The sequence below is a fragment of the Dinghuibacter sp. genome, assembly GCF_035492835.1.
In the GTDB taxonomy this organism is placed as follows: Bacteria; Bacteroidota; Bacteroidia; order Chitinophagales; family Chitinophagaceae; genus Dinghuibacter.
Genome location: NZ_DATJIY010000160.1, coordinates 33977 through 58239, shown reverse-complemented (window position 1 = coordinate 58239; position 24263 = coordinate 33977). Strand labels below are relative to the sequence as shown.

Here is a 24263-nt window from a genome sequence, read left to right as displayed (position 1 = left end):
CATAATACTACCCCACGCCGCGGGCGCCCGCAAGCGGCGTCAACAGACGATGCTTTAGGGCCCACCAAAGCGTCGGCATCGTCGACGAACGCCAGGGGCGAAAAAGGTCAAAAAGATTTACCGATATTTAAGATATGAAGGCGCTCCTCGACTTCAGACGGTTCCGGCTATACCTCTGGATCGGTCTTGGCCACCTCGTGATGGGCTGGATGACCGATGCGGGGCAGCATTCCAATGCCTTTGGCGAGCGCTTTGCCAATAACCTCTGGCTGGGGATATACATGACGCTGGTCAATTACGTACTGTTTGAATACACCGTGCCCAGGTTGCGTTGGCGTAAGGCGGGGAAGGCGACGCTGCTGGTCATCGCGCACTTTATTCTCGCCACCCGCGGCGTCGCGCTTTGGCGACAGTTGGGGACGGTGATCCATTTTTATACCGTTTTCCCAGGGGAAGAACACAGCATTTCCGATAATTTCGGGTATAGTTTTGCCACCGCCCTGCTCTTTGGGATCGTAAGGCATATTTTCCAGCACGTCAAGCTCCGGCAGGCGGCCCAACAGCTAAGGATCGAAAAACAACAGGCCGAGCTCAATTACCTCAAGTCACAAACCAACCCCCATTTCCTGTTCAATACGCTCAACAACATCTATTCCCTGGCCAGGGACAAGTCCGACCTTGCCCCGGAGACCATCCTGAGGCTGTCCCAGCTACTGCGCTACATGCTCTACGAGACGGGCGGACCCTTTATCGCGATCGAGCAGGAGCTGAAGATCATCGGCGACTATATTTCGCTGGAACGACTGCGGTACGACGACAGCCTGCGCGTATCCTTCCACTATGACGTGGAAGACATGAAACAGGCGCTCCCGCCGCTGTTGCTGATCCCTCTCGTCGAGAACGCCTTTAAGCATGGGGTTTCGGAAACCCGGAACCGCCCGTATGTGGACATCCACCTGTCCGTGGCCAAACGTCAGCTGGCTTTTTCGGTGCGAAACTCCACCGAAGAAAACAACGGCGACATCAGGGAAGGCATCGGTTTGTCCAACCTGCGCCGCCAGCTGGAATTGTTGTATACGGACTACCAGGTCCGCGTCGAGCAAAAGGTATCCGAATTTTGCGCCACACTGACCATAAACCTCTCGAGCCATGTCTAACATACGTTGTATCATCATCGAAGACGAGCCCCTGGCCGTGAAGGTCCTGAAGGACTATGCCGCCCAGGTACCCTTCCTTGAGCTACAGGAGACGTTCAGGGACGCGCTGCTCGCCACCGACTACCTGCGGCAGCATACCGTGGACCTGATCTTCCTGGACATCCACCTGCCGCGCCTGAAAGGCATGGCATTTTTGAAAACGCTGTCGAACCCGCCCGCGGTCATCGTCACCACCGCCTATCACCAATACGCCGTCGAAGGCTTCGAGCTGAACGTTACCGACTACCTGCTCAAGCCCATCGCCTTCGAACGCTTCCTCGTGGCGGTAAACAAGGTACCCAAACCGGCCGACGCCGCGTCCAGGGACTTTATCTTCGTAAACGTGCAAAAGAAAAAAGTGCGGTTGTCCTTCGCCGACATCCTTTATATCGAAAGCCAGCGGGAGTACGTGCGGATCGTCACCCTACAGGGTGAATACCTCTCCAGGATGAGCACCCACGAGATCGAGTCCTTGCTGCCGGCGCCGCTTTTTACCCGCGTACACCGGTCCTTTATCGTGTCCGTCCGCCGGATCGACGCCTACACGGCGGAGATGATCGAGATCGGGGGCGCCTCGATCCCTATCGGCAAGGAATACAAAAAGACTATTTCCACCACTTTAACGGGAAGGTAATCTCCCCCACCGAGGGTACGATCATATCCGGCTTGAACGCGTAGCGGTTCAGGTGCTCCTTTTTGGAGATGCCGGACAACACCAGGATGGTCCGGTAGTCCAGCTGCACGGCGCCCTGTATGTCGGTGTCCATGGTATCTCCGATCACCGTGGTGCCCTCGGTTTCGAGGTCCAGTATCTTGCGGGCGGAACGGAACATGACCGGGCTGGGCTTGCCGATGCTAAAGGCGCGGCGGCCCGTGGCCTCTTCGATCATGGCGGTGACGGCCGCGATCCCCAGGTTGCCCCAGCCGGGTTTGCGGGGGGAAGGGTCGCGGTTGGTGATGATGAACTTGGCGCCGGCGAGGATCATATTGATGGCGCGCTGGACCATCTCCAGGGTAAAGTTGTGCCCCTCGCCGAGGACCACGAAATCGGGCTCGGTTTCCACCAGGGTCAGGCCGTTCTCGTGGAGGCTCGTCAGGAGTCCGCCTTCGCCGAGCACATATACGGTACCGTTGGGGGCGTGGGTCGCCAGGAATTTGCCGGTGGCCATCGCACTGGTGTAGACGTGCTCCTCGGACGCCTCGATGCCCATCCGCTTGAGCTTGCGCAACACCTCCAGCGGCGTCCGCTGGCTGTTGTTGGTCATAAAGGTAAAGGGGATTCCATCGCTCAGCAGGCGGGCGATAAAGCGGTCCGCCCCGGGGATCATCTCGTCCCCGACGTAGATCACGCCGTCCATGTCGATCAAAAGGCCGTTTCGCATTGGCTAAATTTACGTAATTTATCGTGTGTCGCGCCCCACGTATTGGCTAACCCGGTTCATGATCCTCCGACTGCTCGGGGCGGTGTATGCCGTGGCTTTCCTGGCCGCGGCCCTGCAGGTGATCCCGCTGATCGGGGCCAGGGGGCTACTCCCGGTGGGCGACTTCCTGCAGCAGGTGGACGCGAATTTTTTCAGGCTACCCTCCCTCTTTTGGTGGACGCATACGGACACGGCGCTGCTGGTTGCCGCCTGGGGCGGGTTTGGGCTTTCGTGCGTCGTCGCCCTCGGTTTTGCGAACGCGCCCATGATGGCCGCGCTTTGGTTCCTGTATATGTCGTTTGTAAACGTCGGGCAGGATTGGTATGGCTATGGATGGGAGATCCAGTTGCTGGAAACGGGTTTCCTGGCGATCTTCCTCTGCCCGCTGACTGACCCGCGTCCCTTTCCCGACCGCCCGCCGCCCTTTCCCGTCATCGGGCTCTTCCGCTGGCTGATTTTCCGGATCATGCTGGGTTCGGCGCTGATCAAGCTCCGGGGCGACGTCAGCTGGCGCGACGGCACGGCGCTCTACTACCATTTCGAAACACAGCCCATCCCGGGCCCGCTCAGCCGGTGGTTCCATTTCCTGCCGCGCCGGGTGTTACAGCTCGGCGTCTGGTACAATTTCCTGGCCGAGCTCATCGCACCCTTTTTTGCCTTCTGGCCCCGTATCGGGCGGCACATCGCGGGTGTCCTCATGGTTTTGTTGCAGCTCGTCCTGATCTGTAGCGGGAACCTGTCGTTCCTCAACTGGCTGACCATCGTTCCGGCGCTGGCGTGTTTTGACGACGGATTCTGGTCCCGGCTCCTGCCTCGCGCCCTCGTCCGCCGCGCGGAGGCCGCCCGCGACGCCGCCCGACCCTCCCGCGCGATGACGATCACCGCCTGGACGGTGACGGGTATCGTTGCCATGCTCAGCATCCTGCCGGTGACGAACCTATTGTCGTCCCACCAGGTCATGAACACGTCCTATGACCCGCTCAACCTGGTGAACACCTACGGCGCCTTTGGCTCCGTCGGACAGGAACGCTACAACATCGTTTTCGAAGGCTCCCTGGACAGCGTTCGCTGGATAGAATACCGCTATAAAGGACTGCCCGTGGATACCGACCGTCGCCCGCTCCAGATCGCGCCGTTCCAGCCACGGCTTGACTGGCAGATGTGGTTTGCGGCGATGTCGACGCCGGACCAATACCTTTGGACGGTAAACCTGGTGTACAAATTGCTGCGCGGTCAGCCGGACATCGTCGGTCTGTTCGCGGACAATCCATTCCCCGGCCGGCCGCCGCGCTATATCCGGGCCGTGCTGTATAAATACGCCTTTGCACGACCCGGGAGCGGTCATTGGTGGCGACGGCAACGCCTGGGTAACTGGATGCCGGTGTTGTCGCTCGCCTACTTCGGTGCGATACCTACAGAACGTTGATCGACCTGGACACGCTCTGTGCGTGCTCCTTCTTGGGCAACGTCAGGTACAGCACGCCGTTGTCGTACCGGGCGGACGCCTTGTCGGCGTCGACGGTATCGTCGATGCTGAAGGACCGGGTGAAAGATTGCTGGCGGTATTCCTTGCGGAGCCAGCGGTTGTTTTCCCCTTCCTCGCTTTTTTCCTCCTTATGGTCGAAGGAGATGGTCAGGGTATTGTTGGAAAAATGCAGCTGGAAGTCCTCTTTTTTCAGCCCGGGCGCCATTACCTCGACTTCGTAGGTCTTGTCTGTCTCCCGGATGTTGACGGGTACGTTGCGGTTGTGCAGGTTACCGACACTCCACATTCCGTCGTCGATCCAGCGGCCGAGGTTCTCCTGGAAGAGCTGGTCGATGGCGCCGCCGAAAGACGAAGGGCGGCCGGGGTTTTTTCTACCGATGTTAGCCATAAGGTTTTTTTATGTACGGCACAAGCGGGATGCCATCCCGTACCGCGATGTTAAACTGGCAGACGGTTTGGCCAAATTTACCGCCCGTAAGTGCGTTTCAGGGCATCCCCCATCATCGTCACCGCCGCTTTGCGGGTCATGAGCCGTTGCATCAGGAACGCCACCCAGCGGTTCCCGCGGCCGCTGACAAACGAGGGCCCGCGCCCTATACGGCGAAGACATTCCTCGGCGACCGCCTCCGGTTGCTGGGCGGCCGGCTCCAGGGCGCTGGCCTTGGCCGGCCGGGTGTCCAGGTAGTTGGGGGTCGCGATGGAGCCCGCACAGCACGCGATCACGTCCACGCCGAGGGGTTTCCATTCGTACCACAGGCCTTCCGCCAGCACCCTGCAAAAGGCCTTGGTGGCGGCGTACGTGGCCAGACCGCCCGAACCCTGGAAACCCGCCAGCGATGACATGATGACGATGCCGCCCCTTTTGCGCCCGATCATTTCACGACCGAAATGGTGCAACAGGACCAGCGGCGCCGTGGCGTTTACGGACACGATGTCGGTATGGGTAGATAAGTTCGTGGACAGGTAGGGACCGATATAGGACAAAGCGGCATTGTACACCAGGAAATCGACGGTGCGGTCGCCGAGCGCGTCGAGGATGACCCATATGGCCTCCGGCGCCGCCAGGTCGCAGGTGATGGGCAGGACCCTGACGCCATAACGGGTTGCGATGGCGGCCGCGGTGGCCTCCAGGACCTCTTTTCGCCGGGCGACCATGACCAGGTCCAACCCCCGGGCGGCCAGGGCGCGCGCATACGCAGCCCCCAGTCCTTCGGACGCCCCTGCGATGAGGGCGGTGGGGCCGTATTTTTCTTTGAAATTCATATCGTGGGGGGCGGCGCCTGCCGGCGCCCTTTGGCGGCAAAGGGGTATACCGAACCGGCCATGCGGAAAAGCACGATGACCGGGAAAATCACCCACGCGGCATTGGACAGGAAAACGCGTCCCAGGTGCGGCGACGCGTGCTCTCCACACACTTCCTCGAACAGGATGATGGACACGTTGGTGAGCATCACCGAGGCCCACATGATGCTGACGAAACGAATCCAGTTCTTCCCCTTCGCATACGCGTAGATCGCCACCACATAAAAGGGGCCGAAGAACAGGGCGTCGATCCAGATCGTCGCCCGCCACCAGGCCGGCCGGGCGATCAGGACGGGATCATAGGTGCGCCCGTACCAGTGCACCAGGTCCACCATCCGCGCGGGCGGCCATGGGGGATAGGTGAAGTGACCGGCGTCGGGGATCACGAGTTGTTCGAGGTCCACTATATAGGTGATAAAAAAGAGGTTGACGCAAAAGAAAACGAGGATGGCTACATCCCAGGGGCGCCTGGACAACGGTAAAGACGGCATGTCATGAATGTACGCCTTTTCGCTTAAGGATCAAGGCGCTCAGCAGGGAAATCCCAATCCGACGGGGAGCACCTCATGTGTCCAATATAAACAAAAAGGCGGCGCCCTTCCGAACACCGCCCCGGGTCCAAAATCCAAAAAAAACCCTCAGCGAAAAAGATAAGACGGCCCTCCAATACCCAAAAGGGTATTAACACCTTTGCTCAAAAATTCAGTACTTTAACGGATGCGAAAATTATCAAGTCGGGTTATCGCCATCGCGCTCCTCCCGGGAGGCTTACGCCCGGATGATGCAGGCCCTCGTGGGCCAGGCGGGCGCGGGGCTTATCTTATCGTTGGTCATGGGTATTTTCTTCCGCTCAAAAATCCGCTCAAAAAAATAACTATGCTGCCAAAAGGAGTACACATCGAAGGCGTGCCCGCGGAACAGCGGGGACAGAAAACGTTAAAGACCTGATTTTGTCGTAATCAGCCCCTTCGAAAGTCGTAAACACACTTCACTAACGACGACGAGGCACAGTAGCTTTGTTTGGCAAAACCAACAATCATGAAAACGACAAACATTCTCTACTGGGTCTTTATGGGTCTCTTTTGCCTGCTGATGGCATTTTCGGGTGTGTCCGGGCTGATAGCCACGCCGGATGGGATGAAGGTGTTCACGACGCTCGGGTATCCTCTCTATTTCGCCGGGCTGTTGAGCGCGGCCAAAATCCTGGGGGTTATCGCGCTGCTGGTGCCGGGGTTTCCCCGGTTGAAGGAGTGGGCGTTTGCGGGCTTTGCGATCGACCTGGTCTCGGCGGCTTATTCGCTCACCGTGGTGTCCCACAACGGTTATTTGATGATCCTTCCGATCGCGCTCTTTGTAGCGACGTATGTATTTTACCGGAGGCGGCAGGCGCGGATTACCGCCGCCTCTCCTTTTAATGCGGTTCCGGCCGCTTAGTCCCCCACCCTGTCGAACACGTTATTCTGGAGCAGGATGGCCTGGATGATCTTGCCTTCGTCATTTTTGACGATCTGCAGGGGATAGGATTGGGCTTCGTTGTAAAAGTAGAGGTTCGTCCAGGGTTGAACGCCCGTTTCCTTTCCGTCCCAAAGCTGTTTGACTACGAGGCTGTCACCACGGGCGATGACCTGGATCTCATTGTCGGGGTCGTCCTTGGAACGGAAACGGCCTTCGTAGGTTTTCAATATAGCCGGCGTGAGCGATGGCTTTTCCGCCTTGTTCCAAATATCCCGTCCGAAGGCGATGGCCTGGGTCACGGCGCCGTTATCGCCCTTGACGAATCGTAGCGAAAACGTGGTCAACTCCGGGCTGAAGAACGACAGCTCCGACTCGGGTGAAAAGGAAATCTCCCGGTCATCCCACCCCTGTCGCAATATCAGCGAGTTGTCCTTTATGAAGAACCGGATAAACCGGCCGGCGTCATTGCTGTACTGGTAGAGGCCCACAAAGGGCTCCAGCTGTCGGGGGGTATGATCCATGACTTTCCGCACCACCGGTTTGTATTCCCGGGCTCTTTTCCAGACCTGGTTTTCGAGCTTCATGACGTTCAAGCCACCGCTGGAGTCCTGTTGGAAAATAACGTGTATGTGTCTTCCTTCCACTTCGTCGCGGCTGACAAAGGAAACTTCCGAAGCCGGCAGTAACGCCAGCCGGAGGTTGTTCCACAGCAACGTCGCTTCCAGAAGACCCTCCCGGGGCGTAAACTGTACGTACATCTGGTCGTTATTGGGCGACTGGAAGTAACCCGATACCGCCTTCCACTGGGCTTCGTTTAGCTGAGCGCGGACCGCGGGCGTGTCCTGTGCGCGGGTTGCCGTCCACGAAAGGAGGAGGGCGATGATCCATATGTTTTTCATGCTTGGGCATTTATTTTATCCAAATCAGGTAGACCAGCAACGCCAGCGCCAGACCCGCGGCGGCGATCCAAAGACCGCTGGCCCTTCTTTTTTTCAAAAAGAGCAACAGCAGCAGGCCGGTCAGCGACACCACCGACAAAAGCACCGCGGCGACGTCGATAAAGACCGACCAGGCGTGACCGGTGTCCCGCCCCTTGTGCAGGTCGTTGATCAGGCCGATAAAGCCGGCGCTCGTCTTTGTCAGCTGGTACTTCCCCGTGGCCCGGTCCACAAACGCATCCGCCGCGAACCCCGGACCTTTAAACGATACCCCGACCTGTTCGTCATCGATACGGAAGTCGCTCAGGGCGGCGCTGATGCCATGCGTTTTCCTCAGGTATTCCACCACCGAGAGCTTGTCGACCTTCAGGGTGTCCGGGTCGCGCACCCAGGCCGGGTTGAGGGCGCCCGAAACCTCCACGGTGCTTACCTTTCCCGTAAACCGTTCGGCATGATTCAGCGTCAGGCCGGTAACGGCGAAGAAAAAAATGAGCGCGAAGCTGACCATCGACAGGTAGATGTGCAGCCAGCGTACGAGCATCGCGGTCTTCCGGTTCCAGCTATTGGCCATTGGTCTTTTTACGGTAGTCGAGGGACGCCGTGGCGATTTCCACGTTGCCCGGGATGCTGATCTCTTTAGGCGTATCGTCACAGGCTATTTCCTGGCGCATCAGCTGATAGGTGCCGTGCTCGCGGGCGGCCTCGATCTTGATGATATACTTGCCGGGCTTTACGACATTTCCCTGGTCGTCCCTGCCATCCCATTTTACGGTGTATTTGCCCGCCGACCGCGTGGCGCTGGTCAGGGAGGCATTGAAGCGCTGGTCCGCGGCGTAGAGCCCATGGTATTTCAGGTACCACGATTTCAATTCGGGGAGATACCGGTCCGCGCCATGCCATAAGCTGATCGTACGGACGGGGGCGTGGTTTTCATCTTCGACCCAAACCGCGACATAGGGCCTTTTGACAAAGGACTCTTTTTGCAGGTTGATCTCCAGGCTGACCAGGACTTCGAAGTCGCCCGGTGCCGCGGCCGGCGCGGTTTTGACCTCCAGCGTCTTCCACCCGGGGCTTTCGACCCGGCGGCCGTCACGGGTAATGATCAGGTAGTCCACCCCGGGGATGGACGCCGCCAGCCGGACGCTTTCGGATACCTTCATGACGTTGAAGGCGGTGGCCAGCGCCCCGGCATCGGTAGCGCCGGGCGCTACGACGGTGGCGCTGAGGATGTCGTCCGCCGGTTGGCCGGTGCGGGGGTCGACGATGTGCGAATACCAGCGGCCGCCGATCATTTCACCCCGGCGATAGTTGCCGCTGGTCGCGACCGCGCGGTCGTGGACCGTCAATACGCCCATGGGCGTGTCGTTTTCGGCGTCCGCGCGGGGATCGCTGATGTCCACGGTTTCATGGACGTCGCCGGCAACGACCAGGTCCCCCCCGATGTTTACGACAATACCGTGCACGTCCGGGTTGGCCAACGCGGCCATCGCGGCGTGACGGATGATATAACTTTTTGCAAAAGAATTGAGCATCAATGGGGTCCGGCTCAGGTGGGTTGCGGTTTGCTTGTCGCGGTCCAGCGTCCAATGGACCTGCCTGACCTCTTCCACCGCGGCCGACAACTCGGCGGCGGTGGGTGGCCTTCCGGCCGCCGCCGCGCGCTTCCAGGCCTGCGTCACTACTTCGGCCGACGCGTCCAGGGCGCCATCGGTTCGCTGACGCCAGCGGTCGAACAGGTCCAGTACCTCGAATAGCTCCCTGGACACCGGAATGGGCTGGTTGTACGTTTGCTCCCAGCGACCGAATTCACTGGCGGGGTCGTACCCGCTAAGGATGTGGCTCAGCCGGGCGATCTCGGCGAGCACGGCGTTTTCGGCCTGGCTGTACGCCTTATCCGTCGAGGCCGTCACCTTCAGCTCCATTGAGGTGCCCAGCACGTTTTCAAAATGGGATACATAGGGATGGGGGACGTTACCGGTCAGCGGGATTGGGGGAGGCGGCGTGTTTCCGCCCAGCCGGACGGTAGTAAGGAGGGCGAGCAATAAAGCGGTTTTCATGCTATACTGATTTGGCGCCTTTAAATCTACCCATATTTTCGTAATCCTTCCATGGTTTTCGACAAAACCCGACTTTTAAACACTTTTTGCCCATATGTCGAAAAGCAATACCTTTGCCCCGGCATGTCCAGCAATCCGGTCATAAGGGAAGACGCCATCCAGCAGCAAATCCTGCTGGCGGCACAGCAGCTGTTTCAAAAATACGGGCTGCAACGGGTCACCGTTGACGACGTGGCCAAGGCCATCGGCAAAGGGCGGAGCTCCTTGTACTATTATTATAAGAGCAAGGAGGAGATTTTTGCGGCGGTGGTGGACATGGAAATAACGGGGATCCTCGAAGAAATCGCGCGGGCGGTCGACCGGGCCACGGGGACGGAAGCGAGAATCGTCGCCTTTTGCTTAACCAAGCTGCACCTGATCCGCAAACGACGGGAGCTCTATGGAGCGCTCGAGGACGGCATGAACGCAGACGAGATGTCCCGGTACGCCCCGCTAAAAAAAGAAGCGCACGCACGGATCATTACACAGGAGGGCGCCTTGCTCAAAAAGATACTCAAAGGGGGAATAGCGCAAGGCGAGCTACGGGCCATCCCGGCGCAGGAGCTGGAATCGCTGGTGTTCGTATTGCTGGGCACCGTCCACGGGCTCAAGCGGGAAATCGTCATCGAAGAAGCATACGGCCGGATCGAACCGGCGGCCAGGACCCTGGCCCGCCTGGTCATCCACGGGTTGAAAGCCTGATACATTATTATACCCAACAAAAAACGACACGAACATGGAACAAAAGACAGCCCTTCTCGTCATGGACATGCAGTCGGCGTTCATCAGCCGGTTTCCTGAAATCGCATCCGTCACCAAAAGCGTTGCCGCTGCCATCGCCCACGCCCGCGCCAAAGACATACCCGTCGTCTACGTGGTCGTCGGTTTCCGAAAGGGCGCGCCGGAGATCAGCGCGAATAACAAAGGCTTCACGGCCGCCAAACCCATGGTCGCCAGCGCGCCGCCGGAGGTATTCATGGCGATCGACGAATCGGTGGCGCCCGCGGAAGGCGAAGTGACCTGCGTCAAACGCCGGGTCAGCGCCTTTACCGGTAGCGACCTCGAGGTCGTCCTGCGTGCTTACGGCATTGGACACATCGTGCTCACGGGGATCGCTACCAGCGGAGTCGTGTTGTCCACCGTCCGGGAAGCCGCCGACAAGGATTACGGCATCACCGTCCTTTCGGACGGCTGCGCCGACTCGGACGCCGATGTGCACAACATCCTTATGACCAAGGTATTCCCCCGCCAGGCAGACGTGCTGACCGTGGCCGAATGGACCGCATAGCAGGTATAAAGCCCCGGCGTATGCTCCGGGGCTTTACCTTTGCGCCGCATGAACCATCATCCGAACGCCGTAGCGCGTCTCCAGGCTTCCCTGGAACCCATCCGAAACAGGCTAACCAGCCATCCATTGTATTCAAAGGTCCGCACGACGGCGGATTTCCGCATATTCATGCAATACCATGTATACGCGGTCTGGGACTTCATGTCCCTGCTAAAGGCGCTGCAAAGGACACTGACCTGTGTGGAGGTGCCCTGGGTACCCGTGTATAACGGCGACGTACGTTACCTGATCAATGAGATCGTGCTGGGGGAGGAAAGCGACGTCGATGAGACGGGCCGGCGCCTCAGTCACTTCGAGCTTTACCTGGGGGCCATGGAACAGGCGGGTGCGGACACCTCGCTTATCCGCGGACTGGTCGGATCATTACGGAATGGTGCGACGCCCGGCGAAGCGATCGCCGCCACGGAAGCTGCCGTGCGGCAATTCCTGGAATTCACCTTCGATACCATACGTCTGGATAAAGCACATGTACTGGCGGCGGTGTTTACTTTTGGAAGGGAGGACCTCATTCCCGACCTGTTCTTACCGATCGTGCGGAGCTTCCCGGAGGACAGCGGTCTCCAAAAATTCAAATACTACCTCGAAAGACACATCGAAGTCGACGGTGGACATCACAGTCACCTGGCGCTGCAAATGTTACAGGAATTATGCGGGGACGAACCCCAAAAATGGATGGAAGCGGAAACAGCGGCGCGCGAAGCCCTCGAATCGAGGATACGTTTATGGGACGCCGTTGTTGACAATTGCTGTAGTTAGCGATTGACAGCCCGGAAAATCAGCCCGGATCGGACCGGAAGGGGGAACTTTTTCCACGGGAGCGGTTTCCCTGGCCAACAGAAGGGCATAGATTTCCGCAGTATGGCGTTTTAGCTCAGCGGCATCCTCACCGGCTTCGACGGCTTGTATGAAGCGGTTGATTTCCGTGAGCAATAACTTTCTCAATTCTGCCAGGGATAGGGCATCGAGGTTAGCCTGGATTTCCGGGGTCATGAAAAGAATAATGCGAGAATTACGCCAACACTTTTTAGCGGAAAAACAACCGATGAATTACTAAATAATTTAGTAATTTCGCTAAACAATTGAGCAATGTGGCAACCAGCGATATCATCCGGCAGCTGCAAAGGGACATCCTTCCCTTGCAGGGGTTCAAGCCTCCTTCCAGGGGGGAAAGGGTGGATATCGGCCTCCCGGCCCTGGAGGCGGCTTTTCCCCAGGCGGTATTCCCCACCGGGGCGGTACACGAGTTTATCAGCTCGACCCGCGAGGATATGGCGGCCGCCCATGGTTTCGTAGCCGGATTGCTGGGCCACCTGATGCGCACGGAGGGAATATGCATCTGGGTCAGTACGGCGCGAACGGTATTCCCTCCTGCTTTGACCAACTTTGGCATATCCCCGGACCGGGTAATCTTTATAGATTGCTCCAGCGAGCACGACCTACTGTGGGCCGTGGAAGAAGCCTTGACCTGCGAAGGACTTGCCTCCGTCGTAGGTGAGGTCCGGGACATCGATTTTACGACTTCCCGTCGTCTTCAGCTGGCCGTGGAGAAAAGCCGGGTTACCGGCTTTCTCCTACGGCACCAGCCGCGCCGGCTGGGCACGGTCGCCTGCGTAACCCGATGGAGGATCGCTCCCCTGGCCAGCCAGTGGGAAGACGACATGCCGGGCGTGGGGTTCCCCCGCTGGCAGGTCGAGCTCCTCAAGATCCGCAACGGCAAACCGGGGACCTGGGTGGTGGAATGGGCGGAGGGCCGGTTCCGCGAAGCGCAGCGGCATGAGGCCCAAAATGAAAGGGAGCCACTACGCATCGTCCAAACCGGATAACATGGCCGCCCGTTTCCTTTCCATATGGTTCCGCCACCTCCGTACGGACAGCTACGTCCTCCGTAACCCCGAACTACGGGACATCCCCATCATACTGACCGTCCTGGACCACGGTCGCGTCGTCATCACCGCCGCCAATGCAAAAGCCGAACAACAAGGCATCTACCCGGGTATGGGCGCGGCCGACGCCCGGGCGATCATCCATGGACTGCACGTGGCGGATGACGAACCGGCCCGTGCGGAAAAACTATTACACGAGCTGGCCCTCTGGTGCATCCGGTATTCCCCGTGCATTGCGGTCGACCCGCCCGACGGCCTCCACCTGGACATCAGCGGTTGCGCCCACCTTTGGGGTGGGGAAACGCCATACCTCAAAACGATCATGACGCGCATGAGGAGCGCGGGATATGATGTACGCGCCGCCATCGCGGACACGGTGGGCGCAGCCTGGGCGCACGCGCGGTACGGGCCACCAACAGCCGTCATCGAAGACAACGCAGAGGCCTTGCTCTCCCTGTCCCCGGCCGCGCTCCGGCTGGAGCCATCCACGCTGGACAAGCTCCACAAGCTGGGTCTGACCAGCATCGGCCAGTTTGCGCGTATGCCCAGACAGGCACTCAGACGGCGGTTTGGGGAAGGGTTGCTCAAAAGACTGGACCAGGCTTTTGGACGGGAACGCGAGACCTTACAACCAGTGGAGCGGCCCGTTCCCTACCAGGAACGCCTCCCCTGTCTGGAACCGATCGTCACCGCCACGGGGATCGGGATCGCACTGGAGCGCTTGCTGGAGGCTTTGTGCTCCCGTCTCCGGACTGAAGGAAAGGGTTTGCGGACCGCCCACCTGACCACCTTCCGGGTGGATGGCAGGACACAGACCATCGGTATCGGCACCACCCGCGCGTCGCACCACACCGCTCACCTCTACCGGCTCTTCGAGGATCATATAGCCAGGATCGAACCCGCCCTGGGTATAGAATTGTTTGTGCTGGAGGCGCCCACGGTGGAAGACGCGGCGCCCCTGCAGGAAAAGATGTGGGAAGGATCGTTTGGACTCCTGGATACAGGTTTAGCCGAAATGCTCGACCGAATCACCGGAAAACTCGGGACACAAAGCATAAAACGCTACCTGCCCGACGAGCACCACTGGCCCGAGCGTTCGATAAAACAAGCCGGATCGCTCCAGGAAAAGGCCACCACGGCCTGGAGGGACGACCGTCCGCGGCCGGTGCACCTGCTCCCCCGGCCCGAACCGGTGGAAGTGACCGCTCCCATCCCGGACTACCCGCCCATGAACTTCCGGTACAAGGGGGCGCTCCACCGGGTCAAACGCGCGGACGGGCCGGAGCGCATCGAGCGGGAATGGTGGATCGAAGAGGGCGAGCACCGGGATTATTTCACCGTCGAAGACACGGAGGGGAAACGCTATTGGCTTTTCCGCTCCGGACATTATGACAAAAACGCCGCCTGGTACATACACGGTTTCTTCGCATGAGCTATATCGAATTACAGGTCACGACGAACTTCAGCTTCCTGAGGGGCGGCTCCCACCCGGAAGAGCTGGTGGAACGGGCGGAAAAACTCGGATACGCCGCCATGGCCGTCACCGACCGGAATACCCTGGCCGGGATCGTCCGGGCCCATGGCGCCGCCAGGGATACGTCCCTGCGGTTCATCCCCGGCTGCCGGCTGGACCTCCTGGACGGACCCAGCCTCCTGGCCTATCCCACCGATAAGGCCGCCTATGGCCGGTTGTCCGCACTCCTTACGGAAGGGAACCTCCGTGCGGAAAAAGGGGATTGCCATATATACAAAACGGACGTCTACCGGTACGCCCGGGGAATCCGGTTTATCGTGCTGCCACCGGAGGAGCTAACGCCCGCCTTCGACATCGCGGACGAGTTCAAAAAGCAATTACAAGAATACAAGGACGCCCTGGGCGATAGCTTATATATGGCAGCCACGCGCCTCTACCGGGGCGACGACGTCAAGCGGCTCCACCGGCTTTCCCGGATGGAAGTCCCCCTGGTCGCCACCGGCGACGTCCACTACCACGAGCCCGAACGACGGCAGCTACAGGACGTCCTGACGTGCGTGCGCGAAAAATGCACCATCCACACGGCGGGTTTCAGGCTACATGGGAACGCGGAGCGCTACCTCAAACCCATCGACGAGATGCTCCGCCTGTTCCGGCCCTATCCGAGGTTGGTGGAAAGGACGCTCGAGATCGGGGAAGACTGTCGTTTTTCCCTGAATCAATTACAGTATGTATACCCCGAGGAGATCACCGGTGGCGACAGGACGCCCCTGGAGGAGCTCGAGCACCTTACGCAGATCGGCGCCAGGGAACGGTATGGGGAGGACGTCCCGGAGCTGGTCGTCAAAAATATCCGGCACGAGATGTCCTTTATCGCGGATATGAACTATGCCCCGTATTTCCTGACCGTGTACGACATCGTGCGTTTTGCCCGCAGCCAGGGCATCCTCTGCCAGGGTCGCGGCTCCGCCGCCAACTCCACGATCTGCTACTGCCTGGGCATTACCGCGGTCAACCCCGCCAAATTCGACCTGCTCTTCGAACGCTTTATCTCCTCGGCGCGGAACGAACCCCCGGACATAGACGTGGACTTCGAGCACGAGCGCAGGGAAGAGGTCATCCAATATATTTATCAGAAATATGGGCGTGACAGGGCGGCGATCGTCGCCACGGTCACGCAGGAGCGCTTCAAAGGCGCCATCCGCGACGTGGGTAAGGCCATGGGGCTGTCCGTGGATACGATCAGCCGGTTGTCCAAAGAGGGTATCGAATACCTGCCGGACGACAAGCACCTCCAAAAGGTGATGCAGCTGACGGAGCAGCTGATGGGCTTCCCACGCCAGCTGGGGCAGCATACCGGGGGCTTTGTCATCACCAATGGTAAGCTATCCGACCTATGTCCTATCCTCAACGCCCGGATGGCGGACCGGACCAATATCGAATGGAACAAGGACGACATCGACATCCTGGGGTTCCTCAAGATCGACGTGCTGGCGCTCGGAATGCTGACGTGTATCCGCAAGGCCTTCGACCTGGCCCAAAAACACCATAATAAATACCTCACGCTTGCGAACATCCCGCAGGACGACCCGGGCGTATACGAGATGATCAGCCACGCCGATACGCTGGGGGTTTTCCAGATCGAAAGCCGGGCGCAGATGGCGATGCTGCCGCGGTTGAGGCCACGGAACTTTTACGACCTCGTCATCGAGGTGGCGATCGTGCGCCCGGGTCCCATTCAAGGAGATATGGTCCATCCTTACCTGCGCAGACGCAATGGCGACGAAAAGGTCGAATATCCCTCGGAAGAGCTGAAGACGATCTTGCACAAGACGCTCGGCGTCCCCCTCTTCCAGGAACAGGCCATGAAGATCGCCATCGTGGCCGCCGGTTTTACACCGGCCGAAGCCGACCAGCTCCGGCGAAGCATGGCCACCTTTAAGGCCCAGGGGCAGGTCACGAAATTCCAGAAAAAGCTGGTGGACGGCATGGTCGCCAACGGCTATACCGAGGAATATGCCCTGCGCGTCTTCCGGCAGCTGGAGGGCTTTGGCAGCTATGGCTTCCCCGAAAGCCACGCCGCCAGCTTTGCGCTCCTGGTGTATGTCTCCGCCTGGCTCAAGTGTTACTACCCCGACGTTTTCGCGGGCGCCTTGCTGAACAGCATGCCCATGGGTTTTTACCAGCCCGCCCAGATCGTCATCGACGCAAGGAAACACGGCGTAACGGTGTTGCCCGTGGACGTCAACCTGTCGGATTGGGACCATACGCTGGAGGGGAAAGGGATACTACGGCTGGGGTTCCGGCAGGTAAGCGGATTGAAGGAGGAGGAGATGCGACAGCTCGTACAGGCCCGTGGGACCGGTTATACCACCGTGGCGGGCTTGCGCGATATCGGGGTGTCACAGACCGGGTTGGAAAAGCTGGCTGACGCCGACGCCTTCTGTTCCTTCGGCCTCGACCGCCGTCAGGCGCTCTGGCAGGTTTCCGCCCTTCACGACCGGCCCATCGCCCTTTTTAGCGGTCAGCCACCGGAAGACTCCCGGGAAAAGGGGATCACTCTCCCGTTAATGACCGACGCGGAGCACGTCGTCCAGGACTATGCCTCCACGTCGTTGTCCCTGAAGGCGCATCCCGTTCGGTTTGTCCGGGAAAAACTCGACCTGCTCCGCGTCCTCTCCTTAAGCGCGCTGACCAACGCCAAAGACAAGGATTGGGTCCGGGTAGCCGGGCTTGTATTGGTCAGGCAACGGCCGGGTACCGCCAGCGGAGTTGTTTTTATGACCATCGAGGACGAAACCGGTTTTGCAAACCTGGTTTTCTGGGAGCGGGTGTTCGAAGAAAACCATAAGGTTATCGTACAATCCAAACTTATCATGGTGGAAGGACGTCTGCAAAAAGAGGGGGAGGTGATACACGTGGTTGTCCAAAAATGTCACAACCTGACGCGCCTGCTCCAGCAAATGGTCTTACCCGCCTCCAGGGACTTCAAGTAAAACCACGTGTAAATACGCTGTTCCGGCTTACGCCATTGTTGGATATTGCCAACTGCATGGACGGCTCTTCTGGTACATACATGGGAAAACACCTTTTGCAATGGCAGGACATCGAAGCCTTGCAGGGAAAGTACGCCCTCAGCCGGTCCTTCGACCCCACCGGGGCGCAGGTCGAGCTCCGGCAGCTGTTCGACCGTTTCAACGCCCGCCGGAGCGTGTTCAACCCGCTCTCCGAAAGCCTTTATTCGCTATCCCAACTACAAGCACCCGCCTTTGGCTCCGGGGAGTACAAAGCGCTCCAGAAAAAAATAAAGGATGAAAACAAGAAGTCCCGGTCCTTCGAGGACTTCGATTTTTTCGGTCCCCGCTTCAAGGCAGCCTTTTTCCTGGTACAAACCGCCCTTTTTTGCGTGGCGATGTTTTTTGCGCTGGGTATGGACTGGCTCTTCCCCACCCCCTATCACGTCCTCCCCTTTCTCCTCTTTGCCTTGCTCTACCGCCTCTGTGTCCTCCCGCTGGAACGCCACCTCTTTATCCGGATGGCGCGACAACTGTTCGAGGCGGGGCTTGCGTACCTGTTCATCCAGCTGATGCAGCGGAACTGACCTTTACGATCCGCTTCAGGATTTCCGACAACACCAACCCGAACAACACAAACCCCACGAAGATGATATAGCCCGGCTGGAGCGCGGTCTGGTTCGTGGCGATGCTGGTGAAGCTGTCGGTATGCAGGTCGAGCTTTGACATCTGGTCGTTCAGTATCCCATTGAACCCGATATAGGCCATAAAGATGGCCACCACCATGACGTCCGCCATACTCCACTTCCCGGAATGGAAGGCAAAATACCTGATGAACCGGCCCTTTGTCCAGCCCCGCTCCCCCAGCAGGTAGACGCCCGCGGACAGCAGCTTTGTCACGGGAAAGAAAATACTGAAGCACAGGATCAGACTGCCGACCAGGATGGAGTCCACCCGGCCCGTGTGGAGCAGGAGCACGACCACGTCCAGGATGCTCTTACTTTGAAAAAAGATCACCTGGTCCCGGAAAGCGATGGTGTCGCCGAGCAGCTGGAAGCTGAGGGATTTTATACGGGCGTCGATTTCGATCATAGTGGAGGTAAGACCCACCAGCAGGAAGACCAGCGCGACGACGATGGAAAGGACGAAGAGGGTTTTATACAGCGTGGCCTTCCGTCTGAGCAGATACCACAGGAACAGCATGAGCGCAAGCCCTCCGAGCATGCCGTAGGCGTACTGGTACATCTGCGTGTGTATGAAGCTCAGCCGTGCATCGGTTACGCGGTCGAACGCATCCGAATCCATCACGCCATACAAATGGTACACCGAATCGACCTTGGTCTCTTCCAGGCTGCGGGCGCTGTCGTATGTCTGCTGCCCCAGGTCCTCCAGCTTGTTTTGGGCCAGCGAGGCCAGTTTTTGTTTGTTCCGGGGTTTTAGGACCTCGGCGATGATCTGGCGCGAAAAAGCCGGTACCTGCTCGTGCAGCCGGCGGTCGTTGACAAAAGTGTGGTAGGCGAATTTGCGGAGTTTCCCCCCCAGGGTGTGCTGCGGGGCGTTGATCATGCTGTCCGCCCTGTCGATCAGCGAATTCAGCACGTTCCGCACCGCCCGGTCCAGGGAGTCGCGTTCGGCCGCGGTCAGGGAAAAGGACTGGATCTCCCCGCCGACCGCGGTCACCATCATGTCCCGCCACTTGTTGATCGACAGCAGCCCAAAACTGATGTTGTTGGCAATGCTGTAATCCTCCTTGACGAGCTTTTGCTCCATCGATAACCGGTGTACCTGGTAACCGCAATACCCTACTGCGCCCAGGACAAGCGAGACGACTATGATTAAGAATGTTTTTTGCATGATCTCCTGGAAAATATGTTGAAAGATCGTGCCAAACGGGAAGGGCCCGGGCATGGAAATTGCACCGGATCCGGCATAGCTTTCCCCTTCAAACACCTGTCGCCATGAATGGAGAACCCCTGTTTTTTATGTGCAAGGAGAACGGCCGGTTTCCCGGCAGTCGTCTCCCGGTCGTCCTTTACAAAGAGGGGTTGTCGTTGCCGTTGTTCCTCAAAACATTATATATCAAACGGGTTTTTGCCTCACACCAATGGGCCCCGGCATCCGTGGGGGGCATACCCACGACCGCCCACTATCATTCCACCGCGCACACGGCCCTGGGCGTAGCCGGGGGGAGCACGACGATACAATTGGGGGGAGACGCCGGTCAAAAAATCCGGCTGTCCAAGGGAGACGTCCTCATCATCCCCGCGGGCGCCGCCTACCACAACCTGGGGACGGAAGACCAGGTACAATGTGTGGTGGCCAGCCCCCATGGCCAGGTCCCCAACCGCTTCTGGGGCGAACCGGGGGAGCGGCCGTCGGCCGACGCCCACATCGCCTCGGTGATCCTCCCGGCGCAGGACCCGCTCTTTGGCCCACTCGACGGGATATCTCCTTTATGGGCCAGTTACGCACAACAAGGGCGGCCGCTCCTCGTACCGTAGGTAGGAATTCAGTAACTTAGGCTATGGTCAATCATTCCTTCCCGTTGGAATTTACGGACGACGACCAGTATTACGACGCCTGGGTCACGCCTTCCGCCGAACTTTCCCCCGGCGGTCTCCCCGTTTTTTACCGTGTCATGCTAAATGGGGATTTCTTTGCCTACTTGTGTTGCGGGGACAACGGCTGGTTCCAGCGGGATGGCGAAGCCGCCTCCGCCGATCTTGTCTCCAGGATCGGTGAGGGAATCGCCGGGTACTACCAGCGCGCCGTCGACGAAGAGGAGCTGGAGCGCCACGACGGGTCCGCCGGGGCCTTCGACGCCACGGAGTTTCCCAGGGACGACGAAGACTAAAGGCCCTACCTTCGACCCATGAACCTATTGCTCGTGGTCATGACCCTGATGCTGGGTCAGCCATCACCCAAAAAATCACCTGTTATGAACCAGGATTCGGCTGCGATCAGCGGCGTACTGGAGAATTATTTCAAGGGCATCTATGAAGGGGATACCGCCCTTTTGTCCGCTCTTTATTACCCGGGCACGCTGCTCTTCGGGGACGTACAGGGCAAGCCTTATTTCAAGGCCCTCCCCGAGTACCTCGATGGCGTGGCGCATCGCCAAAGCCCCAAGGACTCCGGTAAACCCTTCAAGGGGGACATCATTTCGATCGAGGTGATCCAGTCGATCGCGATCGCCAAGGTCCGGGTGAAGATGTACGATTTCAACTATCACGAATTCCTGTCGTTTCACAAGCTCGATGGTCACTGGGTCATTGTCAACAAAATGATCTCCGATGTGGCCGAACACTAGGGTCACGGAACGATTGGGGATACGCTACCCCATCTTCCAGGGACCGTTTGGCGGGAATTTTTCCACGGTGAAGCTCACGGCGATGGTGTCCAACCTGGGCGGGGTAGGCGGCTTTGGCGCGTACACCAATACGCCAGAAGAGATCGCCCAGATCGACGCGGAGCTCAAGGCCGCTACCGACAAGCCTTACAACCTCAACCTCTGGGTATCCGACCTGGACGGTACCGAAGCCCGGCTGACGCCGGAATTGCGTGCGGTTTTCCAACCCTATTTCGATGAGGTGGGTGTCGGGCTGCCGGACAAGACGTTTAGCTTCCATTCACGGTTCGACAACCAAGTGCAGGTGATCCTCGATGTCAGGCCACCGGTGTTCAGCTTTATGTTCGGAATCCCATCTTCATCGATCCTGGAGGAGTGCCGCCGCCGGGGCATCATGACCGTGGGCGCCGCCACCACGTTGGACGAGGCCATCCGGCTGGAGTCCGCCGGTGTGGACGCCATCATCGCCGCAGGTTTTGAAGCGGGCGGTCACCGGCCCTCGTGGCTGGCGCCGGCCGAGCAGTCGCTCACCGGTACGTTTGTGCTCGTCCAGCAAATCCGTGACAAGGTCCGGTTGCCGGTTATCGCCGCGGGTGGTATCGCTACCGGCCGGGGCGTCGCGGCGGCGCTGACGCTTGGCGCGGACGCGGTCCAGGTCGGCACCGCCTTCCTGGCGTGTGAAGAATCGGGCGCGCTCGACGCGCACCGGAACATGCTGTTCTCCGAAAAGGCCCGGCACACCATGCTCACCCGCGCGTTTAGCGGCCGGTTGGGCCGCGGGCTGCGGAACCGGCTGGGCGCGGAGACCAGCCACCTCCCCTTCCCGCTACAGACACAGCTGATCGCACCGCTCCGCCAGGCGGCCATCGCGCGGCAACAGTGGGACCTGGTCCTGTTTTGGGGCGGCCAGATCGCTCCCCTGCTGCGACATCGGAAGGCCGCGGAGCTGATGGAGGCGCTTATTCAGGAGACCAGCGAAGCCTTTACACCGGCTTGATCCCTTTTTCCCTGAACTTCTGATAGAGCAGGTCGAGCACCTCGCTCTTGATGGTTTGCAACTGGGCGACGTTCGACACCCAAACCAATACGGTAATGCTGAGCGTTTTGTCCGTAGAGGTGTTGAGCAGGACGTTCGGTTTGTCCGAAAGAAGGTCGGGATGCCCCGACAACGCTTCTTCCACGCCGCGGACGACCGACTCGAAGGAGGGGCCTGCCTCCACGGTGATCGGCATTTCGAGACGTACCTGGTTGTTTCGGACCGTCCAGTTGATCACCTCTCCGGCCAGCAGGTCGCCATTGGGCATGATGATCTCGTTCCCGGCCTCGGTAACCATGCGCGAAGCGCGTATGCCGATATCCCTCACCATCCCTTTTTTACCGTTCAGCTCGATGTAGTCGCCCAGTTGGAAGGGCCGTTCGAAGATGAGGATGATCCCCGATACAAGGTTGTTGACGATGGTTTGCAGCCCCAGCCCGATACCAACGCCCAGGGCGCCCAGTACGATCGTGATCCGGTCGATCGGCAATCCCGAGGCCGCGATCGCGAGCAGGAAACCCGCGATGATCAGGATCAACCTCACCATGACCAGCTGGGAACCCTTTTTCCCCGGTTGCGGCGTGCCCGGCTCATCCGCGGAGCCATAGAGATAACCGATGTATTTCTGCAGCACGTTGGCGCAATAGACGATCCCGATAAACAACAAAACGTTGCCCAATTTAAAGGAGATCGAACCCAGGTGGACGACGTGGTTCCACACGCGGGCCACCGCGGCGTATACCGCATCGTATACGTTCAGGTTGATGGCGAAGGCCACCAGCCAGGTGATAAAAGCCAGCGCCAGCAGGAAGCGTTCCACTCCCCGCTGCATGCGTTCGAACAGGGGGGCCAGTCCCTTGCGCCGTTCATCCCTTCGGCTTACCGCGGTTTGCAGCGTAAACGCCTCCAGGACGGTGTCGATAAATACCGTGAGCACGATGACCTGTATCAGCCCGAACATACTGGCCGAGCTGAATATCTTCGCCAGGCTCAGCCGCCCGAAAACGTTGCACAGGATCGAAAGCCCGTTCAATCCCAGGCACAACCACCATACTATCCGGACGGTCCGCGGATAGGGGAAGAGGTGTACGATCTTCCGCAAACAAACATAGGCTACGACCATGGAACACGCGTTCAACAGCAGTAACCACAGCCGGGCGTCCCATTTCGCCACCAGCAGCGGCCCGGTGACTCCGTAACACACGTACAGGAAGAGCAGCAATCCCCAATAAAGGAAGTACTTCCGCGGCCAGGTCATCCAGAAGAGGACGCTCACGACGATCATCAGGATGAACTGTCCCAACTGGGTGAACACCGTGGGCGCGTCCAGGTCGAAAAAGGGCAGGATGTTGAGCATGACCGCCAGGCTCGCGAGCACCGGGACCCGGTGGATATAATGAAGGGTTACGTCGCCGGGCAGCTCACCCATTTTCCTGAAATTATTCCATACCCAAAACCCGAACGATAAACCGATCAACAGCGCGTATATATAATATCCCCAGTTCAATTGCAGGAAAAAGCCCATCAGCTCCCTTTCGGTACGCGCCGAACGGGCGGCGAGGTCCCCGGTACTACCCGCATCGCTCCGACCGCGCTCCCACAGATAAGGATATTCTTTTTGAAAAAGCCGGGACGTAATCGTCGTTTTCATCCGGGCGACGTCGTCGAGCAGATCCGTAGTCAGGAAATACGGGGGCGTGATCGCCGATTGGAGGGCATTGATGCTGGCCAGGTTGGCCGCCGTCGTTTTGCGGGCGGTGTCCCATTTCTGCAGGAGCTCCTGCAGCTCGCTCGTGTACATAGCCCGGTAAAGGCTGTCCCGAACCAGGTTCCGGAGGAGGGAGTCCTTTGCAAAAGCCGCGGTTTCCGACGTCATCGAGACAAGATCGGTATTGTATTGAAACAGGGTGGCGCGCCAATCCGAGAGTTTTCCGTTCATATAGTTCAGCATATACTCATAGAGGAGCAGCTGTTTGTATTCCGGAAGGTTGTACCCGGTCATCGCCGACCGGATCACCGCCAGCGTCCCGTTAAAGGTCGACAGCTCCCGCTTGACCCGGTTGGTATCGAAGCTTTTGTTCTGAAAATTGTTGATGTTATTCAACGTCTGGTGCATATTGTCCAGTCGCTGCATGATCGTATCCAGGGAATATTCCACCCGGGTTTTGGGCACGACGAGCTTTTTCTTTTGGGCGGTTGCCACTATGGAGACCGCAAGCAACACAAACAGGTATACCGGCTTCATAGGATGGTATATCCAAAAAT

General features: G+C 58.9%; 25 protein-coding genes. 15 read left to right on the top strand and 10 right to left on the bottom strand.

Annotated features, from left to right (window positions below):
- The first annotated feature begins 134 nt into the window (after window positions 1-134).
- A complete protein-coding gene (locus VL547_RS14945; protein ID WP_325579184.1) occupies window positions 135-1157 on the top strand; it encodes a sensor histidine kinase in 1023 nt (340 codons plus the stop codon).
- Complete coding sequence (locus VL547_RS14940) at window positions 1150-1830, top strand: LytTR family DNA-binding domain-containing protein (protein WP_325579182.1); 681 nt, start codon at window positions 1150-1152, stop codon at window positions 1828-1830. Before VL547_RS14945 ends, VL547_RS14940 begins: the two co-directional genes overlap by 8 nt.
- Here the strand turns inward: VL547_RS14940 and VL547_RS14935 are convergent.
- Window positions 1802-2578, bottom strand: coding sequence for an HAD-IIA family hydrolase (locus VL547_RS14935; RefSeq protein WP_325579180.1), 777 nt, complete (start codon window positions 2576-2578; stop codon window positions 1802-1804). The two genes, VL547_RS14940 and VL547_RS14935, sit on opposite strands and share 29 nt — an antisense overlap.
- Before the next feature lie 58 nt (window positions 2579-2636).
- Between VL547_RS14935 and VL547_RS14930 the strand changes: the two genes are divergently transcribed.
- On the top strand, window positions 2637-4043 hold the full coding sequence (locus VL547_RS14930) for a lipase maturation factor family protein (RefSeq protein ID WP_325579178.1): 1407 nt from the start codon (window positions 2637-2639) through the stop codon (window positions 4041-4043).
- Here the strand turns inward: VL547_RS14930 and VL547_RS14925 are convergent.
- The 3 genes from VL547_RS14925 to VL547_RS14915 all read right to left on the bottom strand — a co-directional run bounded on the left by VL547_RS14925 (window position 4030) and on the right by VL547_RS14915 (window position 5896).
- On the bottom strand, window positions 4030-4491 hold the full coding sequence (locus VL547_RS14925; RefSeq protein WP_325579176.1) for an Hsp20/alpha crystallin family protein: 462 nt from the start codon (window positions 4489-4491) through the stop codon (window positions 4030-4032). The two genes, VL547_RS14930 and VL547_RS14925, sit on opposite strands and share 14 nt — an antisense overlap.
- A 77-nt stretch (window positions 4492-4568) precedes the next feature.
- Window positions 4569-5366, bottom strand: a complete 798-nt coding sequence (locus VL547_RS14920; protein ID WP_325579174.1) for an SDR family NAD(P)-dependent oxidoreductase — start codon at window positions 5364-5366, stop codon at window positions 4569-4571.
- Window positions 5363-5896 carry an emopamil-binding family protein gene (locus tag VL547_RS14915; RefSeq protein ID WP_325579172.1) on the bottom strand — a complete coding sequence of 178 codons (534 nt, stop codon included), beginning with the start codon at window positions 5894-5896 and terminating at the stop codon, window positions 5363-5365. The genes VL547_RS14920 and VL547_RS14915 overlap by 4 nt, the downstream gene beginning before the upstream one ends.
- A gap of 547 nt (window positions 5897-6443) precedes the next feature.
- On the opposite strand from VL547_RS14915, the gene VL547_RS14910 reads away from it, so the two are divergent.
- Complete coding sequence (locus tag VL547_RS14910) at window positions 6444-6839, top strand: DoxX family protein (protein ID WP_325579170.1); 396 nt, start codon at window positions 6444-6446, stop codon at window positions 6837-6839.
- On the opposite strand, the gene VL547_RS14905 is transcribed toward VL547_RS14910, so the two are convergent.
- From VL547_RS14905 to VL547_RS14895, 3 genes are read right to left on the bottom strand one after another with little or no spacing between them, the layout of a single operon-like run.
- Window positions 6836-7759 carry a hypothetical protein gene (locus VL547_RS14905; RefSeq protein ID WP_325579168.1) on the bottom strand — a complete coding sequence of 308 codons (924 nt, stop codon included), beginning with the start codon at window positions 7757-7759 and terminating at the stop codon, window positions 6836-6838. The genes VL547_RS14910 and VL547_RS14905 overlap by 4 nt on opposite strands.
- Window positions 7760-7769: 10 nt before the next feature.
- Complete coding sequence (locus tag VL547_RS14900; RefSeq protein ID WP_325579166.1) at window positions 7770-8369, bottom strand: PepSY-associated TM helix domain-containing protein; 600 nt, start codon at window positions 8367-8369, stop codon at window positions 7770-7772.
- Window positions 8359-9855 carry a DUF2271 domain-containing protein gene (locus VL547_RS14895; protein WP_325579164.1) on the bottom strand — a complete coding sequence of 499 codons (1497 nt, stop codon included), beginning with the start codon at window positions 9853-9855 and terminating at the stop codon, window positions 8359-8361. Before VL547_RS14895 ends, VL547_RS14900 begins: the two co-directional genes overlap by 11 nt.
- Before the next feature lie 123 nt (window positions 9856-9978).
- Here VL547_RS14895 and VL547_RS14890 point away from each other — a divergent pair, with 123 nt between their 5' ends.
- From VL547_RS14890 to VL547_RS14880, 3 genes are read left to right on the top strand one after another with little or no spacing between them, the layout of a single operon-like run.
- On the top strand, window positions 9979-10596 hold the full coding sequence (locus tag VL547_RS14890) for a TetR/AcrR family transcriptional regulator (RefSeq protein ID WP_325579162.1): 618 nt from the start codon (window positions 9979-9981) through the stop codon (window positions 10594-10596).
- A gap of 34 nt (window positions 10597-10630) precedes the next feature.
- On the top strand, window positions 10631-11182 hold the full coding sequence (locus tag VL547_RS14885; protein ID WP_325579160.1) for an isochorismatase family cysteine hydrolase: 552 nt from the start codon (window positions 10631-10633) through the stop codon (window positions 11180-11182).
- A 48-nt stretch (window positions 11183-11230) separates the two neighbouring features.
- The gene (locus tag VL547_RS14880; RefSeq protein WP_325579158.1) at window positions 11231-11998 is read left to right on the top strand and encodes a DUF3050 domain-containing protein; all 768 of its coding nucleotides are present in this window, start codon (window positions 11231-11233) and stop codon (window positions 11996-11998) included.
- Here VL547_RS14880 and VL547_RS14875 read toward each other — a convergent pair.
- On the bottom strand, window positions 11963-12232 hold the full coding sequence (locus tag VL547_RS14875) for a hypothetical protein (protein WP_325579156.1): 270 nt from the start codon (window positions 12230-12232) through the stop codon (window positions 11963-11965). The genes VL547_RS14880 and VL547_RS14875 overlap by 36 nt on opposite strands.
- A 98-nt stretch (window positions 12233-12330) precedes the next feature.
- Between VL547_RS14875 and VL547_RS14870 the strand changes: the two genes are divergently transcribed.
- From VL547_RS14870 to VL547_RS14855, 4 genes are all read left to right on the top strand, one after another.
- Window positions 12331-13065: an Error-prone repair protein ImuA gene (locus VL547_RS14870; RefSeq protein ID WP_325579154.1), complete on the top strand. Its 735-nt coding sequence runs from the start codon at window positions 12331-12333 to the stop codon at window positions 13063-13065.
- Complete coding sequence (locus VL547_RS14865; RefSeq protein ID WP_325579152.1) at window positions 13016-14557, top strand: DNA polymerase Y family protein; 1542 nt, start codon at window positions 13016-13018, stop codon at window positions 14555-14557. Before VL547_RS14870 ends, VL547_RS14865 begins: the two co-directional genes overlap by 50 nt.
- Window positions 14554-17595: an error-prone DNA polymerase gene (locus VL547_RS14860; protein ID WP_325579150.1), complete on the top strand. Its 3042-nt coding sequence runs from the start codon at window positions 14554-14556 to the stop codon at window positions 17593-17595. The genes VL547_RS14865 and VL547_RS14860 overlap by 4 nt, the downstream gene beginning before the upstream one ends.
- 80 nt (window positions 17596-17675) lie before the next feature.
- The gene (locus VL547_RS14855) at window positions 17676-18200 is read left to right on the top strand and encodes a hypothetical protein (protein ID WP_325579148.1); all 525 of its coding nucleotides are present in this window, start codon (window positions 17676-17678) and stop codon (window positions 18198-18200) included.
- Here the strand turns inward: VL547_RS14855 and VL547_RS14850 are convergent.
- A complete protein-coding gene (locus VL547_RS14850; RefSeq protein WP_325579146.1) occupies window positions 18175-19467 on the bottom strand; it encodes a paraquat-inducible protein A in 1293 nt (430 codons plus the stop codon). The genes VL547_RS14855 and VL547_RS14850 overlap by 26 nt on opposite strands.
- A gap of 104 nt (window positions 19468-19571) precedes the next feature.
- On the opposite strand from VL547_RS14850, the gene VL547_RS14845 reads away from it, so the two are divergent.
- The 4 genes from VL547_RS14845 to VL547_RS14830 are packed head-to-tail and all read left to right on the top strand — an operon-like array spanning window position 19572 to window position 21959.
- Entirely contained in the window at window positions 19572-20114 is a 543-nt protein-coding gene (locus VL547_RS14845; RefSeq protein WP_325579144.1) for a hypothetical protein, read from the top strand.
- A 23-nt stretch (window positions 20115-20137) separates the two neighbouring features.
- On the top strand, window positions 20138-20467 hold the full coding sequence (locus VL547_RS14840) for a hypothetical protein (protein WP_325579142.1): 330 nt from the start codon (window positions 20138-20140) through the stop codon (window positions 20465-20467).
- Window positions 20468-20485: 18 nt separating this feature from the next.
- Window positions 20486-20923 carry a nuclear transport factor 2 family protein gene (locus VL547_RS14835; protein ID WP_325579140.1) on the top strand — a complete coding sequence of 146 codons (438 nt, stop codon included), beginning with the start codon at window positions 20486-20488 and terminating at the stop codon, window positions 20921-20923.
- Window positions 20907-21959: a nitronate monooxygenase gene (locus VL547_RS14830; RefSeq protein WP_325579138.1), complete on the top strand. Its 1053-nt coding sequence runs from the start codon at window positions 20907-20909 to the stop codon at window positions 21957-21959. Before VL547_RS14835 ends, VL547_RS14830 begins: the two co-directional genes overlap by 17 nt.
- Here the strand turns inward: VL547_RS14830 and VL547_RS14825 are convergent.
- Window positions 21946-24243 (bottom strand): mechanosensitive ion channel family protein, encoded by a 2298-nt coding sequence (locus VL547_RS14825; RefSeq protein ID WP_325579136.1) that lies wholly within the window; start codon window positions 24241-24243, stop codon window positions 21946-21948. The two genes, VL547_RS14830 and VL547_RS14825, sit on opposite strands and share 14 nt — an antisense overlap.
- Window positions 24244-24263 lie beyond the last annotated feature (20 nt).

Bases quoted from the DNA above. Each gene is read 5' to 3' on its own strand.
- VL547_RS14880 (WP_325579158.1), top strand. From the start codon at position 11,231: ATGAACCATCATCCGAACGCCGTAGCGCGTCTCCAGGCTTCCCTGGAA.
- VL547_RS14850 (WP_325579146.1), bottom strand. From the start codon at position 19,467: ATGCAAAAAACATTCTTAATCATAGTCGTCTCGCTTGTCCTGGGCGCA.
- VL547_RS14855 (WP_325579148.1), top strand. From the start codon at position 17,676: ATGGGAAAACACCTTTTGCAATGGCAGGACATCGAAGCCTTGCAGGGA.
- VL547_RS14935 (WP_325579180.1), bottom strand. From the start codon at position 2,578: ATGCGAAACGGCCTTTTGATCGACATGGACGGCGTGATCTACGTCGGG.
- VL547_RS14875 (WP_325579156.1), bottom strand. From the start codon at position 12,232: ATGACCCCGGAAATCCAGGCTAACCTCGATGCCCTATCCCTGGCAGAA.
- VL547_RS14830 (WP_325579138.1), top strand. From the start codon at position 20,907: ATGTGGCCGAACACTAGGGTCACGGAACGATTGGGGATACGCTACCCC.
- VL547_RS14940 (WP_325579182.1), top strand. From the start codon at position 1,150: ATGTCTAACATACGTTGTATCATCATCGAAGACGAGCCCCTGGCCGTG.
- VL547_RS14865 (WP_325579152.1), top strand. From the start codon at position 13,016: ATGAGGCCCAAAATGAAAGGGAGCCACTACGCATCGTCCAAACCGGAT.
- VL547_RS14900 (WP_325579166.1), bottom strand. From the start codon at position 8,369: ATGGCCAATAGCTGGAACCGGAAGACCGCGATGCTCGTACGCTGGCTG.
- VL547_RS14835 (WP_325579140.1), top strand. From the start codon at position 20,486: ATGAACCTATTGCTCGTGGTCATGACCCTGATGCTGGGTCAGCCATCA.
- VL547_RS14860 (WP_325579150.1), top strand. From the start codon at position 14,554: ATGAGCTATATCGAATTACAGGTCACGACGAACTTCAGCTTCCTGAGG.
- VL547_RS14895 (WP_325579164.1), bottom strand. From the start codon at position 9,855: ATGAAAACCGCTTTATTGCTCGCCCTCCTTACTACCGTCCGGCTGGGC.
- VL547_RS14945 (WP_325579184.1), top strand. From the start codon at position 135: ATGAAGGCGCTCCTCGACTTCAGACGGTTCCGGCTATACCTCTGGATC.
- VL547_RS14825 (WP_325579136.1), bottom strand. From the start codon at position 24,243: ATGAAGCCGGTATACCTGTTTGTGTTGCTTGCGGTCTCCATAGTGGCA.
- VL547_RS14845 (WP_325579144.1), top strand. From the start codon at position 19,572: ATGAATGGAGAACCCCTGTTTTTTATGTGCAAGGAGAACGGCCGGTTT.
- VL547_RS14925 (WP_325579176.1), bottom strand. From the start codon at position 4,491: ATGGCTAACATCGGTAGAAAAAACCCCGGCCGCCCTTCGTCTTTCGGC.
- VL547_RS14910 (WP_325579170.1), top strand. From the start codon at position 6,444: ATGAAAACGACAAACATTCTCTACTGGGTCTTTATGGGTCTCTTTTGC.
- VL547_RS14890 (WP_325579162.1), top strand. From the start codon at position 9,979: ATGTCCAGCAATCCGGTCATAAGGGAAGACGCCATCCAGCAGCAAATC.
- VL547_RS14920 (WP_325579174.1), bottom strand. From the start codon at position 5,366: ATGAATTTCAAAGAAAAATACGGCCCCACCGCCCTCATCGCAGGGGCG.
- VL547_RS14915 (WP_325579172.1), bottom strand. From the start codon at position 5,896: ATGCCGTCTTTACCGTTGTCCAGGCGCCCCTGGGATGTAGCCATCCTC.
- VL547_RS14840 (WP_325579142.1), top strand. From the start codon at position 20,138: ATGGTCAATCATTCCTTCCCGTTGGAATTTACGGACGACGACCAGTAT.
- VL547_RS14885 (WP_325579160.1), top strand. From the start codon at position 10,631: ATGGAACAAAAGACAGCCCTTCTCGTCATGGACATGCAGTCGGCGTTC.
- VL547_RS14930 (WP_325579178.1), top strand. From the start codon at position 2,637: ATGATCCTCCGACTGCTCGGGGCGGTGTATGCCGTGGCTTTCCTGGCC.
- VL547_RS14905 (WP_325579168.1), bottom strand. From the start codon at position 7,759: ATGAAAAACATATGGATCATCGCCCTCCTCCTTTCGTGGACGGCAACC.